Here is a 20,555-nt window from a genome sequence, read left to right on the forward strand (position 1 = left end):
GCTATTTATGTACGTATTAATGGGGATTATTTTATAATTATTTGATTTTTAAATTTTAGTAATTGTAGGCTGGGCGTAAGCCCACGCAGGATATAACAAACACGTGGGCTTAGATTGCGTTACATTAGGAATTATTCGTAAGCAATTTGGAAATCAACTGAGGATTGTACTTTGCCAGCGGTTGCTGGACCTGTTGCGTAATACTGGGCGATAAATTGGAGATCAATTGAATTCTTATCATTTATTTCAGTACTATTCGAAATGTGTTTAGTATTTACGTTTGGTGCTGAAACGCCGTTATTCGTATTTTGAAAAGAAAAATCGGTCGTATCATTACCTACCACTTTAATTGTATCCATACCATTAGCTTTTAGAAGCTGAATATTAACCTTAGTTGCGTAATCTTGATCGGCTTTATTTTTCAACGTAAAGCTATTGTCTTTATCGGCATTTTCCCAAGAATAGAAATAAACCCCGACTTTCTTCGTTTTCGTATCTCCAACTCCAGTTGTAGTACAATCAGTCAATGTAATCGTAAAAGGCGTTGGCATTGCGGTATTCCCCTTGTTTTTTAAATGGGATTTACCTACATCATTTAATACTACGCTCATATCTCTATTTTCTGTTTTCACTTTACAAGTATTCTCAACAACCTTACCAAAAAAGTAACTTTACCAGCGGTTTCTGGATCATTTCCACCATTACTTGCCGCCTGCACATTTCCTGCAAATGCCAATAAAATTAAACTACCAAGAAGTGTTTTTTTTCATAATAAATTGCTCCATAAAGAGGTTTGTGCCTTATAAATAAGGCAAAAAGATTAATATAAACCGTTTATTAAAATGCCAAAGCCTTAATAAACAGCAAGATTTGTTTTTCCAAAAAAGTAAAAAACGCTTCCATTATATATATAATTAAAGTCCTTTTTGAAAAATTTCATATTTTATTTTGGATTAAACACGCCGATTGGGGCGTTTTCCGCTGATGCCACTTGGTCGCACGCAGAATTTCCGCTGAAAAAAGTCAGTAAAAACGGTTACAGCTTGCACGGCAGTTATAGCATTAACTTCAACGAAATTGGCACCAATCTCACGTTGGCAGCTTATCGCTATTCTTCCCGTGATTTTTACACCTTAAGCGACACCATTGGTCTTAACCGCACTTTCAGACAATTTAGCGGGGCGTATTTGCCTGAAATTTACCGCCCGAAAAATCAGTTCCAAGTGAGTTTAAGCCAAAGTCTGGGGAATTGGGGCAATCTCTATCTTTCAGGGCAAACCTATAATTATTGGGAAAAACGTGGCACGAATACGCAATATCAACTGGCTTATGCAAATCGTTTCCATATTCTCAATTACTCTGTAAACCTCTCACAGTGCATTGACAAAGAAACAGGCAAACGCGACAACAGCATTTATTTGAGTGTCAGCCTGCCATTAGGCGATAACCATTCTGCAGACAGTAGTTATTCTCGCAGTGGTAACGATATTAACCAACGACTTGGCGTAAATGGCTCTTTTGGCGAACGTTATCAATGGAGTTATGGCATTAACGCTTCACGCAATAATCAAGGCTACCGCAGTTATGACGCAAATCTTGCACATAACAATAGCATTGGTAGCTATCGTGCCTCTTATTCCCGTGACAGCCTCAAAAATCGCTCCACTTCATTAGGCGCAAGTGGTGCTGTCGTGGCGCACAAACACGGTATTACTTTAAGCCAACCTGTTGGCGAAAGCTTTGCCATTATTCACGCCAAATCATTCCTCGTGCAAATTCAATTAGCTTAGTGGATTTCCGCACGGGCAAAAATACAATGGTGTTATTTAACCTCACTTTGTCAAATGGCGAGCCAGTGCCAATGGCATCCACCGCACAAGATAGCGAAGGGGCATTTGTGGGCGATGTGGTGCAAGGGGGCGTGCTTTTCGCTAATAAACTTACCCGGCCAAAAGGCGAGTTAATCGTCAAATGGGGCGAGCGAGAAAGCGAACAATGCCGCTTCCAATATCAGGTTGATTTGGATAACAAGCAAATACAAAACCACGATATTCAATGCAAAACCGCAGAATAATTGAAGAGGATTTATGCAAAAAACAGACCGAAAATTAACCGCACTTTATGCTCGAAAATCCATCGCTTGCGGTGGTCAAACATTGAGTGCCTTTTGTCGTCAAATAGCCTTGTTTGCTTGCTTCATTGCACCGCCTTTATATGCTCATGACGGCAGAGTGACCTTTGAAGGGGAGATTTTAAGTGATGGCACTTGTAAAATTGAAACAGACAGTAAAAATCGCACCGTTACCCTGCCAACGGTGGGGAAAGCCAATTTAAGCCATCCAGGGCAAACCGCCGCCCCCGTGCCTTTTTCTATCACGCTAAAAGAGTGTAATGCAGTCGATGCTAAAAAAGCCAATCTGCTATTTAGCGGGGCAGTAACAGGGCAGATATATCTTTCTAATGCCACAGGCAGCGGCAAAGCCACCAATGTTGGCATTCAAATTGTCAAAGCCGACGGTGCAGGCACGCCCATTAAAGTGGACGGCAGCCAAGCCAACAGCGAAAAAGCCCCCGACACAGGCAAAGAGCAAAACGGCACAGTTATTCAACCCCGTTTTGACTACTTCGCACATTATTACGCCATAGGTGCCGCCACCGCAGGCGACGTTGAAGCCACTGCAACTTTTCAAGTGCAGTATAAGTAATGTTTAATAGGCAATAGAATAAAATGAAAACTCTAACAACATACGCAAAGTATTTCACGCCCATCTCTAAAATTGCATTCTTATTTTGTTTCTTAATGGGGAATATTGCAGAAGCAAGTACGAAACAAGCAAGATTGCAAAATCAATTTTCAGGTCGATCAAGAATTCTTACTTATAATTTTGAAGGTAATTCTATAATGATTGCATCTGCGACTACTAATTAAAAACTTGGCGTAGAATAGCATATTTTACGTACATCAAGTAAACGTTTGCTAAATGATTTTTATAGGAAAATACCATTGCAACTTTAAGGATAAAATTTTATCCTAAGCACAATTTTTATAAGAATGGGGCAAATTATGTTAGCCAAAGCAAAATATAGAAAAGATTACAAACAACCAGATTTTACGGTCACTGACATTTATTTAGATTTTCAACTTGATCCTAAACACACTGTGGTAACCGCAACCACAAAATTCCAACGCTTAAATAATGAAGCGACTGCTTTGCGTTTAGATGGGCATAGCTTCCAGTTTTCTTCTATTAAATTTAATGGCGAGCCATTTTCTGATTATCAACAAGATGGCGAGAGTTTAACGATCGATTTAAAAGGCAAAAGTGCGGATGAATTTGAGCTTGAAATTGTGACTTTCCTTGTGCCAGCTGAAAATACGTCATTACAGGGACTATATCAGTCTGGCGAGGGTATTTGTACGCAATGTGAGGCGGAAGGTTTTCGTCAAATTACTTATATGCTTGATCGTCCTGATGTGCTGGCGCGTTATACAACCAAAATTACGGCGGACAAAAGCAAATATCCATTCTTACTTTCAAATGGTAATCGAATTGCAAGTGGCGAATTAGAAGATGGTCGCCATTGGGTGGAATGGAATGATCCTTTCCCAAAACCAAGCTATTTATTTGCTTTAGTGGCGGGAGATTTTGATTTATTACAAGATAAATTTGTAACTAAAAGTGGACGAGAAGTTGCATTAGAACTTTATGTGGATCGCGGCAATCTTAACCGTGTAACTTGGGCAATGGAAAGTCTGAAAAAAGCGATGAAATGGGATGAAGATCGCTTTAATTTAGAATACGACTTAGATATTTATATGATCGTTGCCGTCGATTTCTTCAATATGGGTGCAATGGAAAATAAAGGATTAAATATCTTTAACTCTAAATTTGTGTTGGCAAATCCACAAACGGCAACAGATGAAGATTATCTTGCCATTGAAAGTGTGATTGCACACGAATATTTCCATAACTGGACAGGTAATCGTGTGACCTGCCGAGATTGGTTCCAATTAAGTTTAAAAGAGGGTTTAACGGTTTTCCGTGATCAAGAATTTTCTTCAGATACAGGTTCTCGTGCGGTGAATCGCATTAATAATGTGAAATTTTTACGCACCGTGCAATTTGCCGAAGATGCAAGCCCAATGTCGCACCCAATTCGCCCTGAAAAAGTGATTGAAATGAATAACTTTTACACGGTGACAGTATATGAAAAAGGGGCAGAAGTGATTCGTATGTTGCACACTTTATTAGGGGAGCAAGGCTTCCAAAAAGGGATGCAACTTTATATTGCTGAAAATGATGGCAAAGCGGCAACCTGTGAAGATTTTGTTTCTGCGATGGAACGGGCAAATAACCTCGATTTAAATCAATTCCGCCGTTGGTATAGCCAATCGGGTACACCAGAATTATTGATTAGTGATGCTTATGACGAAAAAACGCATACTTATCGTTTAACGGTTTCACAATCCACACCGCCAACCGCAGATCAAATGGAAAAAGTGAATTTACATATTCCATTAAAAGTGGCACTTTATGATGCGAACGGTACGAAACAAATGTTACAACATAATGGCGAATTGTTGAGTAATGTATTAAATGTTACTGAAAAAGACCAAGTCTTCGAGTTTAACGGCATTTATGGTCGCCCCGTTCCTGCATTGCTATGTGATTTCTCCGCACCGGTAAAACTTGATTATGATTATAAAACGGAACAGTTATTAGGCTTGCTGAAATTTGCAGATAATCAATTTATCCGTTGGGATGCGGCTCAAATGTTATTTGCGCAAGAATTACGTCGTAATGTTGTGCGTTTCCAACAAGGCGAGGCTTTAGAAATTTCGCCTGAAATTTTGACCGCACTTTCTTATGTTCTGAATAATTACGAGAAAGACATTGAATTGGCAACCTTAATTCTCACACTGCCGAAGGAAATGGAGTTTGCAGAAAGTTTTAAAACAATTGATCCTGAGGGCATTTCAGCCGCAAGAGAATTTATGCAAGCGCAAATTGCAGAATCTTTAAAAGATGATTTCTTGCGTGTTTATACCCATATTCGCCTTGATGATTATCAAGTTACGCAACAAGACATCACCTTACGTGTAATGCGTAATCTTTGTTTAACTTATTTGGCTTACACCAATTTGGGCAATAACCTAGTGCAAAAACACTACAATAATGCGAATAATATGACAGATACATTGGCGGCATTAAGTGTTGCAACTAAAGCGGCATTACCTTGCAGAGATGCGTTATTAGCTGATTTTGAACAAAAATGGCAGCACGATGGATTAGTAATGGATAAATGGTTTGCATTACAAGCCACTCGCCCAGATGAAAATGTGTTGGAAATTATTCAGTTATTAATGGATCACCCAAGTTTTAACTTTAATAATCCAAACCGTTTACGTGCATTAGTAGGTAGCTTTGCAAATCACAATTTAAAAGCATTTCACAACGTAAGCGGTTCTGGCTACCGTTTCTTAACGGATGTGTTAATCCGTTTAAATGAAAGTAATCCACAAGTGGCTGCGCGTTTAATCGAGCCATTAATTCGTTTTTCTCGCTTTGATACCCAACGCCAAACGCTGATGAAACGTGCTTTAGAACGCCTAAGCATCGTAGAAAATCTGTCAAAAGATTTATTTGAAAAGATTGAGAAAGCGTTGCAGTAACACTTGATGATGTGAGAATAGGCTTTATGCCTATTCTCTATTCAATTACCGAATATTTTTAAATGAACTAAAAATTTTTTGACTGCAAATAATTTTCCACCGTATCTACAATAGCTTGCGTTTGAGGATCGATTTCAATATTCACAATATCGCCTACTTTACGCTGCCCCATTAGGGTTCGTTGCAAAGTTTCAGGAATTAAATTCACACAGAATTGTGTGCCTTTTACTTCCCCAATAGTGAGGCTAATGCCATCTACCGCAACAAATCCTTTCGTTAAAATGTATTTCATTACATCTGCGTTTGGTAGCTCGAACCAAATTTTTCGGTTATTTTCACTAGCGATAATATCTGAAATTTTTGCGGTGCAATAAATATGACCAGATAATAAATGTCCGCCAATTTCCGTTCCCATTTGCATAGCACGTTCGATATTCACATAATCACCCACTTTTACTGTGCCGAGATTTGTAATTTTTAAAGTTTCTTGCATCAGATCAAAGCTAACCAGATCGCCATTGATTTCAGTTACAGTTAAACATACGCCGTTATTTGCTACTGATGCGCCAATTTCCAGATCTTTACGCATTTCAGGTGGTAATTTTACTACTTGTGTTCTAAAATTAGCCTTTTCTTTAATGGAGTGGATAGGGGCGGTGCCTTGGACAATTCCAGTAAACATAATTTTTTCCTTTTCTAAAAATTTTTAGCAGTATATCAAATTTATGAATTTTCGTCTTTTATCTCAATACCACACTGATATTAAAAAGTTGATTAAAATTTCCTTGCCTATTTTATTAGCGCAAATTGCACAAAACTCAATGGGATTAGCGGATACCATTATGGCGGGGCGAGTGAGTTCCACTGATATGGCAGCCATTTCTATTGGTGCTTCAATTTGGATGCCATTGATGCTTTTTGGGCAAGGTTTATTGTTGGCATTGCCGCCTACAATTTCTTATTTGAATGGTTCAGGCCAACGCCATCGCATTGCACATCAAGTTCGCCAAGGCATTTGGCTTGTGTTAGGCGTGAGTATTCCTTTAGGTTTGCTGATTTATTTCTGTGAAATTCCGCTGCAATATATGCAAATGGAAAGCAAAATGTCAGATTTAGCACGCGATTATTTACACGCGATGTTGTGGGGATTGCCAGCTTATTTGATGCTGATTAATTTTCGTTGTTTAAATGATGGGATTGAGAAAACCAAGCCTGCGATGGTCATTACCTTTTTAGGTTTATTGATTAATATTCCGCTTAATTACATTTTTATTTATGGAAAATTTGGTATTCCTGCTTTTGGTGCGGTGGGCTGTGGTATTGCGACAGCTATTGTGAACTGGGCAATGTGCTTAATGATGATTTTCTATTCCTACACGAATACTCAAGAACGTTCACTAAAAGTATTTAGTCAATTAATTGAAATGCCAAATCCGAAAACACTTAAAAAATTACTGCGTTTAGGATTACCCATTGCCATTGCAATTTGTTGCGAAGTGGCGTTATATGCACTTACGTCCTTAATGCTTTCTCCGCTGGGTGCAACTATTGTGGCAAGCCATCAAATCACATTGAATGCCAGTTCTTTTATTTTTATGTTCCCTATGTCGATTGGTATGGCAACGACGATTTTAGTTGGACAAGCATTGGGTGCAGGTTCTCCACAAAATGCGAAGAAAATTGGCTATGCCGCATTATTATTAGGGCTAACTGTGACAATTATTACTGCATTAATTACGATTTTCTTCCGTTATGAAATTGCCTCTATTTTCGTAACAGATGAAATTGTCATCGCCATGGCAGCAAATCTATTATTATTTGCCGCACTTTATCAATTTTCAGATACCATTCAAATGGTGGTTGGTGGCATTTTACGTGGTTATAAAGATACCAAAATGATTTTATATATTACTCTTTTCTCTTATTGGGTAATTGGTATGCCACTTGGTTATACGCTAGGTCGTACAGATTGGCTTGTGCCACACATTGATGCGAAAGGTTTCTGGATTGCCTTTGTGGTCTCGCTCACTTTTGCGGCGATCTTACTTTCTTTGAGAATGAAAAAAATGCAAGCTATGAACGACAACGCTATTTTACAACGTTTAGAAAAACTTAAATAAGGAACTTTATGCAACTTCCAGCTTTACAATCGGCAAAATTAATTCGTCGTTACAAACGCTTTCTTGCGGATATTGAATTGCCAACTGGTGATGTTATGACAATTCATTGTGCCAATACAGGTGCGATGACTGGGTGCGGAGAGAAAGGCGACACAATTTGGTATTCACATTCCGATAGTCAAACTCGTAAATATCCCCATTCTTGGGAGCTTACTCAACTCGCAAATGGACAACTTTGCTGTATCAATACCCATCGTTCTAATCAGCTTGTCTTTGAAGCATTGCAAAATAAGCAAATCAAAGAATTGGCAATGTATGATGAAATTTACCCTGAAGTGAAATACGGCGAAGAAAATAGCCGAATTGATTTCTTACTAAAAGGCGAAGGCTTGCTTGATTGTTATGTAGAAGTAAAATCAATCACGCTTGTAAAAGGCAATTTAGGTATGTTCCCCGATGCGGTTACTACAAGGGGGCAAAAACATGTTCGAGAATTATTGGCAATGAAAAAACAAGGTCATCGAGCAGTGGTACTATTTGCTGGGTTACATAATGGTTTTGATCGCTTCAAAATCGCAGAATATATTGATCCTGAATATGATCGCTTATTAAAAGAAGCAATGGAACAAGGTGTTGAAGCCTATGCTTATGCGGGACAATTTGAAATTTCTAATGAAATTCCTACCGCACTTTCTTTGACAGAATCGGTGCCTTATATAAAATAATATTTTTTGAGAATTATTTTCATTTAACTATTGACAAGGCTATTGATAACAATTATCATCTAATCATTCCAACAACAATATTAGATAATCACTCCAACATTCTCGCCTATTTCCCCACAAATAGGCGTTTTTTTTATTCACAAATTGCTAAGAATCCCTATAATAAAACTTTTCAAAACATAATTTAGGAAATAATAATGACTGACATTAATACCGTTCTCGCGGAACTAAAGCGTGGTACTGATGAAATCCTTTCAGAAGCGGATTTAATCGAAAAACTGAAAGAAAATCGCCCATTAAAAGTAAAATTAGGCGCAGATCCAACCGCACCAGATATTCATTTAGGACATACTGTTGTATTAAACAAATTACGTCAATTTCAACAACTCGGTCATGAAGTCTATTTCTTAATTGGCGATTTTACTGGAATGGTGGGCGATCCATCAGGTAAAAATGCGACTCGTCCTCCACTTAGCCGTGAAGATGTATTGCGCAATGCTGAAACCTATAAAGAGCAAATTTATAAAATTCTCGATCCACAAAAAACCAAAATCGTCTTCAACTCTGAATGGTTAAGCAAACTTGGTACGGAAGGTATGATTCGTCTTGCAAGCAACTACACGGTTGCGCGTATGCTTGAACGTGATGACTTCAAAAAACGCTTTGGCAATAACCAACCTATTGCCATCCATGAATTTATTTACCCATTATTACAAGGTTACGATTCCGTTGCATTAGATGCAGATGTGGAACTAGGCGGTACAGACCAAAAATTCAACTTACTTGTTGGTCGTGAATTACAAAAATCAGCAGGCAAAAAACCACAGGTTGCGATTACACTCCCATTACTCGTTGGCTTAGACGGCGAGAAAAAAATGTCCAAATCACTTGGTAACTATATCGGCGTAACGGAAGCACCAAGCGATATGTTCGGTAAAGTGATGTCGATTTCTGATGAACTCATGTGGAATTGGTATAACCTTCTTTCATTTCGTCCATTAAGCGAAATTGCACAATTAAAATCGGAAGTAGAAAACGGCAAAAATCCTCGTGATGTAAAAATCTTACTAGCAAAAGAATTAATTGCACGTTTCCACAATGAAGAGGCAGCAAACGCTGCAGAACAGGAATTCATTAATCGTTTCCAAAAAGGCGCAATGCCTGATGAAATGCCTGAATTTACGTTTTCTGGCGAAATTGGTTTAGCCACTTTATTAAAAGAAGCGGGACTTGTTCCGTCTACTTCAGAAGCAATTCGTTCTGCTCAACAAGGCGGCGTGAAAATCAACGGCGAAAAAGTAGATAACGTGAAAGACAATGCACCAAAAGGAACAAATGTTTACCAAGTGGGTAAACGAAAATTTGCACGTGTGACTGTGGAATAAAATAGATAAAAAAATACCGCACTTTGGCAATAAAAGTGCGGTATTTTTTATTGAAATTTTAATTTAGTTAAACATCGCAGAAATAGATTCTTCGTTGCTAATGCGACGAATGGCTTCTGCCAGCATGGAAGAAAGTGTTAATACACGAACTTTACCGATAGCTTTCATTTCTTCTGATAGAGGAATAGTATCGGTAACAACAACTTCATCAATGGCATCGCTAGCTAAGTTTTTGGCTGCTGCACCAGAGAAAACGGCGTGAGTTGCATAAGCAAAAACGCGTTTTGCACCACGTTCTTTTAATGCTTCAGCCGCTTTACAAAGTGTACCGCCAGTATCAATCATATCATCCACCAAAATACAATCACGGTCTGCAACATCACCGATAATATGCATTACTTGTGCTACGTTTGCACGAGGGCGACGTTTGTCAATAATAGCCATATCCGTATCGTTTAATAATTTAGCGACAGCGCGAGCACGTACAACACCGCCAATATCTGGGGAAACTACGATTGGGTTTTCAAGATCAGATTTTTTCAAAATATCGTGAATTAAAACTGGAGAACCAAATACGTTGTCCACTGGAACATCAAAGAAACCTTGGATTTGTTCTGCGTGTAGGTCGCAGGTTAATACGCGGTCAATACCAACAGTTGAAAGTAAATCTGCCACAACTTTAGCGGTAATTGGCACACGAGCAGAACGAACACGACGATCTTGGCGAGCATAGCCGAAATAAGGAATCACGGCAGTAATACGACCAGCAGATGCACGACGTAACGCATCAACCATCACAATCAATTCCATCAAGTTATCATTAGTCGGCGCACAAGTTGATTGGATGATAAATACATCCGCACCACGCACATTTTCATTGATTTGAACTTGGATTTCACCATCGCTGAAACGTGCGACCGTCGCATCGCTTAGTGAAATATATAAACGTTCAGAAATACGTTTTGCAAGTTCAGGTGTTGCATTACCCGCGAAGAGTTTAATGTCAGGCATTTTATAAAACCTCAGGTTTAGATTGTCGATGAATATGAATTGATGATAGCTGCTTCAACATTGCGTGCAAGGGAGAAACATTGAGTCCTTTCGCAACAAAGCCAAAAAATGCTTCTGGTTTTTGTCTCAATACCGCTTGCGCTTCTGCTTCATTATCAAATTCAGCAAAAACACAAGCTCCCGTTCCTGTTAGTCTTGCTGGCGCATATTGTAGCAACCAGTTTAACGCTTTTTCAACGTTTGAATAATGATTTACCACAACTTTTTCGCAATCGTTTTTATAAGATTCACTCAAAAGTTGTTCAAGGGATTTTTTCGGTGTATTACGTGGTAAATTTGGATCTTGAAAGATGGCAGCCGTCGATATCGAATCATCGGGTTTTAATACAACAAACCATTTTTCGGCAGGTTCACAATAAGTGATTTTTTCCCCAACGCCTTCAGCAAAAGCAGCCTGTCCGTGTACAAATATTGGCACATCCGCGCCTAGAGTTAATCCTAATTTTGCCAGTTCATCAATGGATAAATTGGCTTGCCATAAATAATTTAACGCGACCAATGCGGTTGCTGCATTGGATGAACCGCCACCAACACCTCCTCCCATTGGAAGAATTTTATCTAAATGAATATTTGCACCCAATTGAATATTAGCTTTTTCTTGTAAAAGTTTTGCAGCTCGATAAATCAAATTATCTTCCGTTTTTAGATTTGGAATTTCTGGGGTTAAAACAATTTGATTATCTTCTTCACGGATACTAATTTCCAACCAATCGCCGAAATCTAAAAATTGGAAAAGCGTTTGTAATTCATGATAGCCGTTCGGCAATTTTCCGTTGATATAAAGAAATAAATTCAGCTTGGCTGGGCTAGGGAAGCGCAATGACTTCCCATTTGATTGTTTTGTATTTTGACAAAGTGCGGTAGAAAATTGATGTGATTTCATTAATGTATTCATTAGTAAATCCACTCATCCACGCGAATTTTTAGAGTTTGTTTCGTGCTGTCATTTTTTAGCAGAATGTTTTCAGGCATCGAATTATTTGAGTGATAAGTGAGATAATCTGCTGTCCATTGAGAACCATCCACATGATAAGTAAATGCGCCAAGTAAATGGTTAGTACCGACTTGATAATCTGCATTTATTGCTGGTTCGCCTTTCAGCCAATAAGCTAAATGTTCTAATGGCACATCCATTCCAATAATCTCTTGTAATAAGAGTTTGGCATTGTCTGCAGATTGTTGATTGCCGTTGTTATCGGAAATTGTCATCCCACTTTGGTGCATTTGAATCCAAAGGGTAGATTTACTGATTAAAGAATAGAGTTTAAGCGTATAAGATTTTGGATTTTGGTATTGCCATTCAAAGCGGCTAGAAAAACGTTCTGTAGGACTGATATAACCAATTTGTCCTTTAGCTTGATAGGATTGAATTTTTTGAATCTGTTGTAAATGCTGTTGCCATATCGCATCTGTTTTATCAATATATTGCACATTTGTAGGTCGATCCATATCTAATGTACAAGCGGTTAGAATAGCAGTGGCAAAAAGTGCGGTAAGAAATTTAAACGTTTTCATATTATTCATTAAATCAATAAGCTCGCATATTTTAAGGATTTAGTTTAATTGAGTAAAGTTACTTTTATTTGTTAATTTTTTGGGTAATTTTCTTTTGTTTGTTTAACCGCTAAGATTCTTCGTTTCGTCAATTCATTTCTGATTTCTTGTTTCTCAAATCCATCTGCAATAACTTGCTGTACATCTACTTCATTTGCCGCTTGTAATAATTGATTAATGTAATCTATTTGTGGATAGTCTTTATTTTCAAAACCTGTTCTACCTCGAGTATCAGCTAGACAGACTTGTAGAAATTCTTGAAAGCGTTGTGGTTTTCTCCACACATCAAAACGATTAAACAGCGTTATGACGGTTTCAGCTCGAAGCTCAAAGGCTTTGTGAATATGCGTGTGAAATTCACAAGTCAGTTCTGCAAGTTCTTGAAAATAACTTGGAACCTTCAAGCGTTTGCACAAGGTTCTAGTTGGTTTTATGCCAGCTTGCTCGTGTCCGTAATGATGGGGCAGAATATTTTGAGGCGTAAGAGCTTTGCCTAGATCGTGACAAATGGCGGCAAAACGAACCGCACTTTTGTTTAGATTATGGTTATTTTCAGTTAAATGAACTGTTTGTTTTAATACCAACATGGTATGAATAAAACTGTCCACTTCGGGATGATGTTTTACAGGATTTGGCACCCCATAAAGAGCATCGATTTCAGGAAATAAAACGCTTAATGCGCCTGTTTTATGTAAGGTTTCAAAATAAATTTCAGGATTTTTTTCGTTTAAGGCTTTTTCTGTTTCTAGCCAAACTCGTTCCGCCGTGAGATGTTGTAATTCTCCCGATTGGGCAAGTTCTGCCATTAGGGATAGCGTTTCTGATGCGATTTTAAAACCGAGAGAATGATAACGGGCTGCAAAGCGTGCCACGCGTAATACTCGTAAAGGATCTTCTGAAAAAGCGGGAGAAATATGGCGTAAAATTCGATTTTCTAAATCTTGTTTTCCGTCATAAGGATCGATAATTTCACCGTCTTCGCTTTGAGCCATGGCGTTAATAGTGAGATCGCGTCGAATTAAATCTTGTTCTAATGTGATTGTTGGGGAGAAATCACAAATAAAGCCAGTGTAACCTGCGCTAGATTTACGTTCTGTTCGGGCAAGCGCATATTCTTCTTTTGTTTTAGGATTGAGAAAAACTGGAAAATCTTTGCCTACTTGTTGATAACCGAGAGAGAGTAGCGTAGAGGGGTCTGCGCCTACCAAAATCCAATCACGATCTTTTACTGGTAAACCCAATAATTGATCGCGAACAGCCCCACCAACTAAATAAATTTTCATTTGTGATTATGCCCAGCCATCACGACGGCGGCGTTTTGGTAAAACATAAGGAATAAGCAAGCCGAAGAGTAAGCCTACGCCCAATACTGAACCGCCATAAATAAACCATTGGATCGCAATTTCTCGTTTACCCACATCAAGTATCGCTTCTAAATCACGATTTTTATTTTTGGTCATTTCAAGTTCACGTTTCAATTGTGAATTTTGTTCTAAAAGATCCGCACTTTGTTGTTCCGCTTGTTTAGTTCGACGTTGCATTTCGACGGTACGTTGTTGCCAATCCCCGTCTAAACGACTAAGTTTTAAGGTTAATTCTTGGACTTGAGCTTTTAATTTTGGATTTTCTTCTTTACTACTTGGTGTACTGCTTAAGTCTGAATTTAAAATCCAAGCTTCACGATTTTTATTGTCACGAATGAGTGTGTATTTGCCTTGGCGATCTAATACATTCACGGCTTCGCCCGCTTGAATTGAACCTGCAATTTTAAATTGCTCCCCAGCACCGCGACGTAAAAACGTGCTTAGATTTTCAGTAACATATTGGGTTTCAGCATAAGCAACATTTATTGATGTGCTTAAAAGTAAAGATGAGATTAAGGCTTTATAGATCTTTTTCATTTTTTCCCCTTAAACATCACAACAAAAGTGCGGTTAAAATTAACCGCACTTTTTATTGAGATCAATTAATTAAAGATAGTTCTTAGCACATAGAAAATAATGATGGCGAAAAATGCACCAGCTGGTAATGTGACGATCCAAGAGCTAATGATATTTCGGATAACCGTTAAATTCAGTGCTGCGATACCACGAGCAAAACCGATACCTAAAATAGCTCCAACAAGTGTTTGTGTTGTTGAGATCGGCAAGCCTGTACCTGATGCCACTACAACAGTCATCGCAGTAGCAAATTGAGCGGCAAAGCCACGGCTTGGCGTTAAATCAGTAATCCCAGATCCAACAGTCGCCATTACTTTTTGCCCCATAGTGATTAATCCTACTGCAATACCTAATGCACCTAAGGGTAAAATCCACCATGCAAGAGTGCTATTAGAGGCAATTTTTCCGCCTTCATTTACAATAGAGACTACTGCAGAAAGAGGGCCAATTGCATTGGCTACGTCATTAGAACCGTGCGCAAATGCCATCGCACAAGCGGTTAATAACATTAATATACTGAAGACTTTTTCTACTGCACCAAAGGTGCCTTTACTTGCAGATTGAGTAAATGTTTTACTTTTGAAATAGAAATGGAAGAACAACATTCCGATAAGACTGATGACAAGTGAAATAATTAAAGTTTCACTATTTGAAAGATTTAAGCCTATGTGTTTTAAGCCTTTTTTCATCGTTACGATACAAAGTACAAACATGGTTATCCCCATATAATAAGGGCCATATTTTTGTGCATTTTTTAATGGCTGTTCAGTATCAAAAATAAGTTTTTGCGTACTTGCAAAGATTGCATAAGCCAAAATACCCGAGATGACAGGCGTGATAAACCAGCTACCAACGATGCTGCCAATATTTGACCAATCTACAGAACTAGGGCCAATCGTAATACAGGCAAATCCAATAATTGCACCAATAATAGTGTGTGTACCAGAAACTGGCCAACCCATTTTGGTTGCAATAAATAACCAAGCACCTGATGCAAATAAGGTTGAAAGCATACCTAAGGCTAAAATATCGGGTGTATCAACAAATTGCATTGGGTCGATTACGCCACTTTTTATGGTTTGTGTTACTTCGCCACCAGCTAAATATGCACCTGCAGATTCAAAAATTAACGCAATAATAATTGCTTGTTTGGCTGTTACAGTACCAGATCCTACGGATGTACCCATTGAGTTTGAGACATCATTTGCTCCAATTCCGAACGCCATAAAAAAGCCAAAGGCTGCTGTGATCCACACCAACCAAGAACCATATTGACTAATAATTTCCATAGTTAATTTCCTATGTTTTGTTGATTATGAACGCGCCAGCATTAATTCAATGCGCGAACCGACACGTTGTGCTTGGTCAGCCAAAACGCCAACCCATTCAATAATTTTATATAAGAACATTACATCAATTGGATTATAACGGCTTTCGATGGTGTAAAGCATTTTACGCAATTTGATCTGCATTTGGTCTGTATCATCTTCAATTGAATCAAGTTCTTGAATCATATCATTGACTAATTTGAGTTCACGACCTTTAAAACCCGTTTCTAATAGCTTATCCATTTCTTCGATTACTCGGTGGGCTTGATGAATTGCATCTAAACTACGTTTTACGTAATGTAAGAATTCTTCCTGCATTTCTTCAGGAATACCAAATTGACGACCAATCATACGGCCTGCAATATCTTTGGCATAATTGGCAAGTTTATCTTGTTGCGTGACTAATTCTAAAAGATCAGTACGATCGATAGGTAAGAATAAACCACGTGGCAATTTCAACCGAATTTCGCGTTTTAAACTATCTGCCTCACGTTCGCATTGAGAAATTTCTAAGCGTTTTTCTTCCGCTTGTTCCCAATTCTTTGAGAAAGTCGTTTGAAAAAAAGGAATCAAAAGATCGCTACATTCGGTCACTTTTTCAGAGTGTTTTTGTAACGGCTTGAGAGGCGAATGGGCAAATAATCCGAGAATATTATTCATTGCCATAAGTGATTTACTCCAAATTAAGGGGTTAAAAATTCGTGCGCATATTACCTGATTTTTGTTGATAGTTAAAATTTTTCAAAAAAATTTGTAAGAAACAAGGTTTATCTTCGACTAACTAAGTAACTGGGTAATATTTCCTAGTGTGGTAAGATAAGTAACTCAATACACTTTTCGCTTTAAAAGCGAGAAAATTTGAAAGGTAAAAAAATGAAGGATTGTAAGATGCAAGGTATCGGCAGTGGCGTAAGTTTATTGATTTTACGCTTTTTTCTCGCGTGGGAGTTTTTTGAATCAGGATTAGAAAAATGGAATGGACAAAATTGGTTCGCTGAAATACAAGATCGTTTTCCTTTTCCATTTAATCTTATTCCTGCCGATATTAATTGGCACGTTGCAATGGGATCAGAATTAATTTTCCCATTCTTGCTGATATTTGGGGTGCTAACACGTTTTAGTGCATTAAGTTTAACGATTTTAATCTCTGTCGCGTGGTATAGCATTCACGCCGATTCAGGTTATAACGTATGTGATAATGGTTATAAATTACCATTAATTTATGTGGTGACTTTATTAATCTTAATTACACAGGGAGCGGGGAAACTCTCTTTAGACACGCTTATTAAGAAGGTTTATCCAACTAAAAGCTGGTTGAAATTTCTCTAATTATTTATTCAAAACTCAAACTTTAGGAGATTATTCAAATGAAAAAATTAGCAACCTTAACAGCATTAGCAGGTGCATTAACGATGGCAGTAGCGACAGCAGCACAGGCTGAATCAAAGTCAAGCAATACTGATAATACAGCAACACCTTGTGTGGGCGATAAATGTGTCAAAACGAAAGCTGCAGAAGGTAAATGTGGTGAAGGCAAATGCGGTGCAGACAAAGCTAAATCTGCTGAAGGTAAATGTGGCGAGGGTAAATGTGGTGCGAGCAAACCGAAAGCTGCTGAAGGCAAATGTGGCGAAGGTAAATGCGGTTCTAAATAAGAATAATAATTATGCTGGCGTAACAATTTATGCCAGCTTTTATTAAAAAGGAGTTAATTATGAAATTACAAGGCGCTGGACTAGGTTATCGTCGGAATTTAGCTGAGGATTTTTTACAACTTCCCTCAAATAACGCTATTCAATTTATTGAAGTCGCACCAGAAAATTGGAGTAAAATGGGTGGAATGGCACGTTATCAATTTGATCAAGCAGCAGAAAGATTTCCATTAGCAGTACACGGTCTTTCACTTTCTTTAGGTGGGCAAGCACCACTTGATCGCGAATTACTCCGTAATACGAAAGCATTAATTAATCAATATAATTCGTCTTTCTTTTCTGAACATTTAAGTTATTGTGAATGTGAAGGGCATTTATATGATTTATTACCTATGCCATTTACAGAAGAAGCAGTAAAACACGTTGCACAACGAATACGTGATGTGCAAGATTTCTTAGGATTACAAATTTCATTAGAAAATACTTCTTATTATTTGCATTCTCCTACTAGCACAATGAATGAAGTGGAATTTTTAAATGCTATCGCACAAGAGGCTGATTGTGGCATTCATTTAGATGTGAATAATATTTATGTTAATGGTGTTAATCACGGATTACTTGATCCTTATATCTTTTTAGATCAAGTTGATGTTAAACGTGTTAATTACATTCATATTGCAGGGCACGATGAAGAACATTCTGCTGCACAAGTTGTAGAGAATTCAGCAAATGAATCATTTAATAAAGTAAAAGGAGCATATCGCCATTTACCTGAATTATTAATTGATACACACGGTGAAGCTGTAAAAGGCACTGTATGGGATTTACTCGAATATGCCTATCAACGATTACCTACGATTCCCCCAACATTATTGGAACGTGATTTCAACTTCCCACCATTTGCAGAACTTTACGCCGAAGTTGAGCATATTGCACAATTACAGCAAAAATACGCTCACACAGAGGTAATGTCTTATGCAGCCTAAGTCATCATTGAAAGAAACTCAGCAAGCATTGGCAAATGCTATTCGGTTAGGTAATGCAGATCCTTTAAATGGTTATGCTGCAAGCCGTTTAGCGGTATATACACGTTTAGTTCGTAATAATGCTTTTGGTTTTATTGATCGTTGTTTTGTTGAAGCACCATTGCATATTGAGCCAGAGTATTGGAAAAATGCTAAAGAAAATTTTGTGCAAAATGGTAATCCGCATTCTCCTTATTTCCAAGATATTGCAGGAGAATTTCTCTTGTTTTGTCAAGAAAAAGAGATATTTGATGCAAATATATTGGCATTGATGGATTTTGAAAATACACAATTACTTGCAGAAGTTTCTTTAGCCAAAGTGCCTGAAAAATTTGAGTGGGATAGACATAGCGTAATGCAATTATCTGGTGCAGCTTATTTAAAAAGTTATGAAGTTGATTTTTTATCAAGTGACTTTAAACAATTTGATGATACGCCAATTCAAGTTATTATATGGCGTGATAGTGATTTTAGGATTCAGCAACAAATCCTTTCAGAGTTAGATTACTGGTTGTTAAGTTATCTACAAGAACAACCAAATTCATTAGAAAATGTTTTGTCTGCACTTAATACAATGGTTGAAGACAGTACTTCAATAATCCCATTATTAGAGCAAGTATGGATGAAATGGGTTACATCTGAAGTAATTTACCCCGAACAAAGATAAAATTTTTGAAAATGCTGAGTAAGATGAAAATATTCATATTTTCATCTTATTTTTTATTGACATTTCGCAATTATTGCTAATTTAGATTAGCAAATATTCACATTTTAGTTTGGCTTTGTTATTTAAAATTATCAATTTTATCCGATGAAATTTGTTGTATGTTTTTCGGATTATTTTGTATTTTTAGTCGCAATATTTTAATCACAATAAATAAAAATTCATTTATAGCTGTTTAATATGTAAAGTAAAACACCACAAAAATCTTGATTTATTTCTATTGTATTGTATATTCAAACAGTTAATTTGAGTAAGGAATATTATGCTACAAGAAATTGAATTAAAATTGGCGATTTCGCCACAAATAGGTATTGAATTGCCACAATATCTCGCAAAATTTACGATTTTAGAACATCAAAATTTATTTTTGGGCAACACCTATTATGATTATCCCGATTATTTTCTTGCTAAACAAAAAATGGGATTACGTATTCGTCAAGAAGATCAGGAACTTACATTAACGCTTAAAACTAACGGTAAAGTTGTTGGTGGATTGCATAGTCGCTCAGAATATAATTTATCATTAACCGAAAAAGAAACGCCAACTAATGCTCAATTAAGAGAGCTTTATCCTTTTGAACAATTACCTCGTTCTACACTACAACCTATTTTCTTCACAGATTTTAACCGCACTTTTTGGTTAGTTGAATTTCAACAATCCAAAATTGAAGTGGCGTTCGATCAAGGCAAAATTATTGCAGGCGAATCTGAGCAACCTATTTGTGAAATTGAGTTTGAATTGAAATCTGGTAATGTGCAGGATCTTTTTGATTTTGTAGAAACCTTGCCTTTCGAAAGAGATATTTATTTTAGTAGTGCAAGTAAAGCAAAGCGTGGTTATTTGTTAGGTTCAAAACAATTTTTGACGGATTGGTTAAATAAATGGCGTGATTTCTTAAAAGAAGAACGAGAAGAAAGTGCGGTAGATTTTTGTGTAAAATTTAATTCCGTATTGAAAATGGAACAGAAACTTTTGGAAGAAACCTTATCCTTTTCTCCCGCACTTTTTAGTCAAGATTTTATGAAAACAGTGGAGCGAGTTGGGGCATTTTTTAATCTTTATCATTATTATGATGAAAATGGAAAAATCCTAGAAACAGTGGCAATAGAGAAACAAAAAGAAACGCTATTACCAGATCTGTTAGAAAGCAATCAGAAAATCTTTGCTGAAATTCGTGACTTGATTCGTTTTCATAGTGAAACGAAAGACAATGAAAAAACTATTGAAAAATTGACCGCACTTTTGAAAAGTAGAGTTTATTTTGAGCGAATGATCAAATTAATGGAATTATCTTATGACCTAGGGTAGGTATACCTAGGCTAATCTCAGTGCTACTCCGTTGGAGTAGTTAGATGT

The 20,555-nt window shown here is 37.4% G+C and carries 20 protein-coding genes and 1 pseudogene; 12 read left to right on the top strand and 9 right to left on the bottom strand.

Features of this window, described 5'->3' with window-relative positions; all coding sequences use genetic code 11:
• Positions 1 to 131: 131 nt before the first annotated feature.
• Positions 132 to 785: pseudogene (locus tag DQN24_RS05835) on the bottom strand (fimbrial protein).
• 141 nt (positions 786 to 926) lie between these two features.
• Between DQN24_RS05835 and DQN24_RS05840 the strand changes: the two are divergent.
• From DQN24_RS05840 to pepN, 4 genes are all read left to right on the top strand, one after another.
• Positions 927 to 1,790 carry a fimbria/pilus outer membrane usher protein gene (locus DQN24_RS05840; protein ID WP_227894311.1) on the top strand — a complete coding sequence of 288 codons (864 nt, stop codon included), beginning with the start codon at positions 927 to 929 and terminating at the stop codon, positions 1,788 to 1,790.
• Positions 1,791 to 1,816: 26 nt separating this feature from the next.
• Positions 1,817 to 2,074, top strand: a complete 258-nt coding sequence (locus DQN24_RS09120; RefSeq protein ID WP_227894310.1) for a FimD/PapC C-terminal domain-containing protein — start codon at positions 1,817 to 1,819, stop codon at positions 2,072 to 2,074.
• Positions 2,075 to 2,087: 13 nt separating this feature from the next.
• Positions 2,088 to 2,705, top strand: a complete 618-nt coding sequence (locus tag DQN24_RS05845) for a fimbrial protein (RefSeq protein ID WP_021035318.1) — start codon at positions 2,088 to 2,090, stop codon at positions 2,703 to 2,705.
• A gap of 359 nt (positions 2,706 to 3,064) precedes the next feature.
• Complete coding sequence (gene pepN, locus DQN24_RS05855; protein ID WP_111695744.1) at positions 3,065 to 5,674, top strand: aminopeptidase N; 2,610 nt, start codon at positions 3,065 to 3,067, stop codon at positions 5,672 to 5,674.
• Positions 5,675 to 5,741: 67 nt separating this feature from the next.
• Here pepN and ribE read toward each other — a convergent pair whose 3' ends face one another.
• Positions 5,742 to 6,356 carry a riboflavin synthase gene (ribE, locus tag DQN24_RS05860; RefSeq protein WP_105877619.1) on the bottom strand — a complete coding sequence of 205 codons (615 nt, stop codon included), beginning with the start codon at positions 6,354 to 6,356 and terminating at the stop codon, positions 5,742 to 5,744.
• Positions 6,357 to 6,399: 43 nt separating this feature from the next.
• Here ribE and hmrM point away from each other — a divergent pair, with 43 nt between their 5' ends.
• From hmrM to tyrS, 3 genes are all read left to right on the top strand, one after another.
• Positions 6,400 to 7,794, top strand: coding sequence for a sodium-coupled multidrug efflux MATE transporter HmrM (gene hmrM, locus DQN24_RS05865; RefSeq protein WP_111695525.1), 1,395 nt, complete (start codon positions 6,400 to 6,402; stop codon positions 7,792 to 7,794).
• An 8-nt stretch (positions 7,795 to 7,802) separates the two neighbouring features.
• A complete protein-coding gene (sfsA, locus tag DQN24_RS05870) occupies positions 7,803 to 8,519 on the top strand; it encodes a DNA/RNA nuclease SfsA (protein WP_005647288.1) in 717 nt (238 codons plus the stop codon).
• 197 nt (positions 8,520 to 8,716) lie between these two features.
• On the top strand, positions 8,717 to 9,904 hold the full coding sequence (tyrS, locus tag DQN24_RS05875; RefSeq protein ID WP_111695526.1) for a tyrosine--tRNA ligase: 1,188 nt from the start codon (positions 8,717 to 8,719) through the stop codon (positions 9,902 to 9,904).
• Positions 9,905 to 9,967: 63 nt separating this feature from the next.
• Here tyrS and DQN24_RS05880 read toward each other — a convergent pair whose 3' ends face one another.
• From DQN24_RS05880 to DQN24_RS05910, 7 genes are all read right to left on the bottom strand, one after another.
• A complete protein-coding gene (locus DQN24_RS05880) occupies positions 9,968 to 10,915 on the bottom strand; it encodes a ribose-phosphate pyrophosphokinase (RefSeq protein WP_111695527.1) in 948 nt (315 codons plus the stop codon).
• A gap of 1 nt (position 10,916) precedes the next feature.
• Complete coding sequence (ispE, locus tag DQN24_RS05885; RefSeq protein ID WP_041175416.1) at positions 10,917 to 11,858, bottom strand: 4-(cytidine 5'-diphospho)-2-C-methyl-D-erythritol kinase; 942 nt, start codon at positions 11,856 to 11,858, stop codon at positions 10,917 to 10,919.
• An 11-nt stretch (positions 11,859 to 11,869) separates the two neighbouring features.
• Complete coding sequence (lolB, locus tag DQN24_RS05890) at positions 11,870 to 12,490, bottom strand: lipoprotein insertase outer membrane protein LolB (protein ID WP_162690886.1); 621 nt, start codon at positions 12,488 to 12,490, stop codon at positions 11,870 to 11,872.
• A 71-nt stretch (positions 12,491 to 12,561) separates the two neighbouring features.
• Positions 12,562 to 13,812, bottom strand: a complete 1,251-nt coding sequence (locus DQN24_RS05895) for a multifunctional CCA addition/repair protein (protein WP_021035311.1) — start codon at positions 13,810 to 13,812, stop codon at positions 12,562 to 12,564.
• A 6-nt stretch (positions 13,813 to 13,818) separates the two neighbouring features.
• Positions 13,819 to 14,430, bottom strand: coding sequence for a TIGR04211 family SH3 domain-containing protein (locus tag DQN24_RS05900; protein ID WP_021035310.1), 612 nt, complete (start codon positions 14,428 to 14,430; stop codon positions 13,819 to 13,821).
• Positions 14,431 to 14,495: 65 nt separating this feature from the next.
• Positions 14,496 to 15,758: an inorganic phosphate transporter gene (locus DQN24_RS05905; RefSeq protein WP_021035309.1), complete on the bottom strand. Its 1,263-nt coding sequence runs from the start codon at positions 15,756 to 15,758 to the stop codon at positions 14,496 to 14,498.
• 24 nt (positions 15,759 to 15,782) lie between these two features.
• Positions 15,783 to 16,463, bottom strand: a complete 681-nt coding sequence (locus DQN24_RS05910; protein ID WP_005647270.1) for a TIGR00153 family protein — start codon at positions 16,461 to 16,463, stop codon at positions 15,783 to 15,785.
• A gap of 222 nt (positions 16,464 to 16,685) precedes the next feature.
• Between DQN24_RS05910 and DQN24_RS05915 the strand changes: the two genes are divergently transcribed.
• The 5 genes from DQN24_RS05915 to DQN24_RS05935 all read left to right on the top strand — a co-directional run bounded on the left by DQN24_RS05915 (position 16,686) and on the right by DQN24_RS05935 (position 20,507).
• Positions 16,686 to 17,126: a DoxX family protein gene (locus DQN24_RS05915; protein WP_005653243.1), complete on the top strand. Its 441-nt coding sequence runs from the start codon at positions 16,686 to 16,688 to the stop codon at positions 17,124 to 17,126.
• Between the two features lie 38 nt (positions 17,127 to 17,164).
• Positions 17,165 to 17,452, top strand: a complete 288-nt coding sequence (locus DQN24_RS05920; protein ID WP_005671572.1) for a hypothetical protein — start codon at positions 17,165 to 17,167, stop codon at positions 17,450 to 17,452.
• Between the two features lie 59 nt (positions 17,453 to 17,511).
• A complete protein-coding gene (locus DQN24_RS05925; protein WP_005647267.1) occupies positions 17,512 to 18,435 on the top strand; it encodes a DUF692 domain-containing protein in 924 nt (307 codons plus the stop codon).
• Positions 18,425 to 19,141: a DNA-binding domain-containing protein gene (locus tag DQN24_RS05930; RefSeq protein WP_041175347.1), complete on the top strand. Its 717-nt coding sequence runs from the start codon at positions 18,425 to 18,427 to the stop codon at positions 19,139 to 19,141. The genes DQN24_RS05925 and DQN24_RS05930 overlap by 11 nt, the downstream gene beginning before the upstream one ends.
• A 319-nt stretch (positions 19,142 to 19,460) precedes the next feature.
• A complete protein-coding gene (locus tag DQN24_RS05935) occupies positions 19,461 to 20,507 on the top strand; it encodes a CYTH domain-containing protein (protein WP_111695528.1) in 1,047 nt (348 codons plus the stop codon).
• Positions 20,508 to 20,555 lie beyond the last annotated feature (48 nt).

Origin of the sequence: Haemophilus influenzae (assembly GCF_900475755.1) — a bacterium.
In the GTDB taxonomy this organism is placed as follows: domain Bacteria; phylum Pseudomonadota; class Gammaproteobacteria; order Enterobacterales; family Pasteurellaceae; genus Haemophilus; species Haemophilus influenzae_D.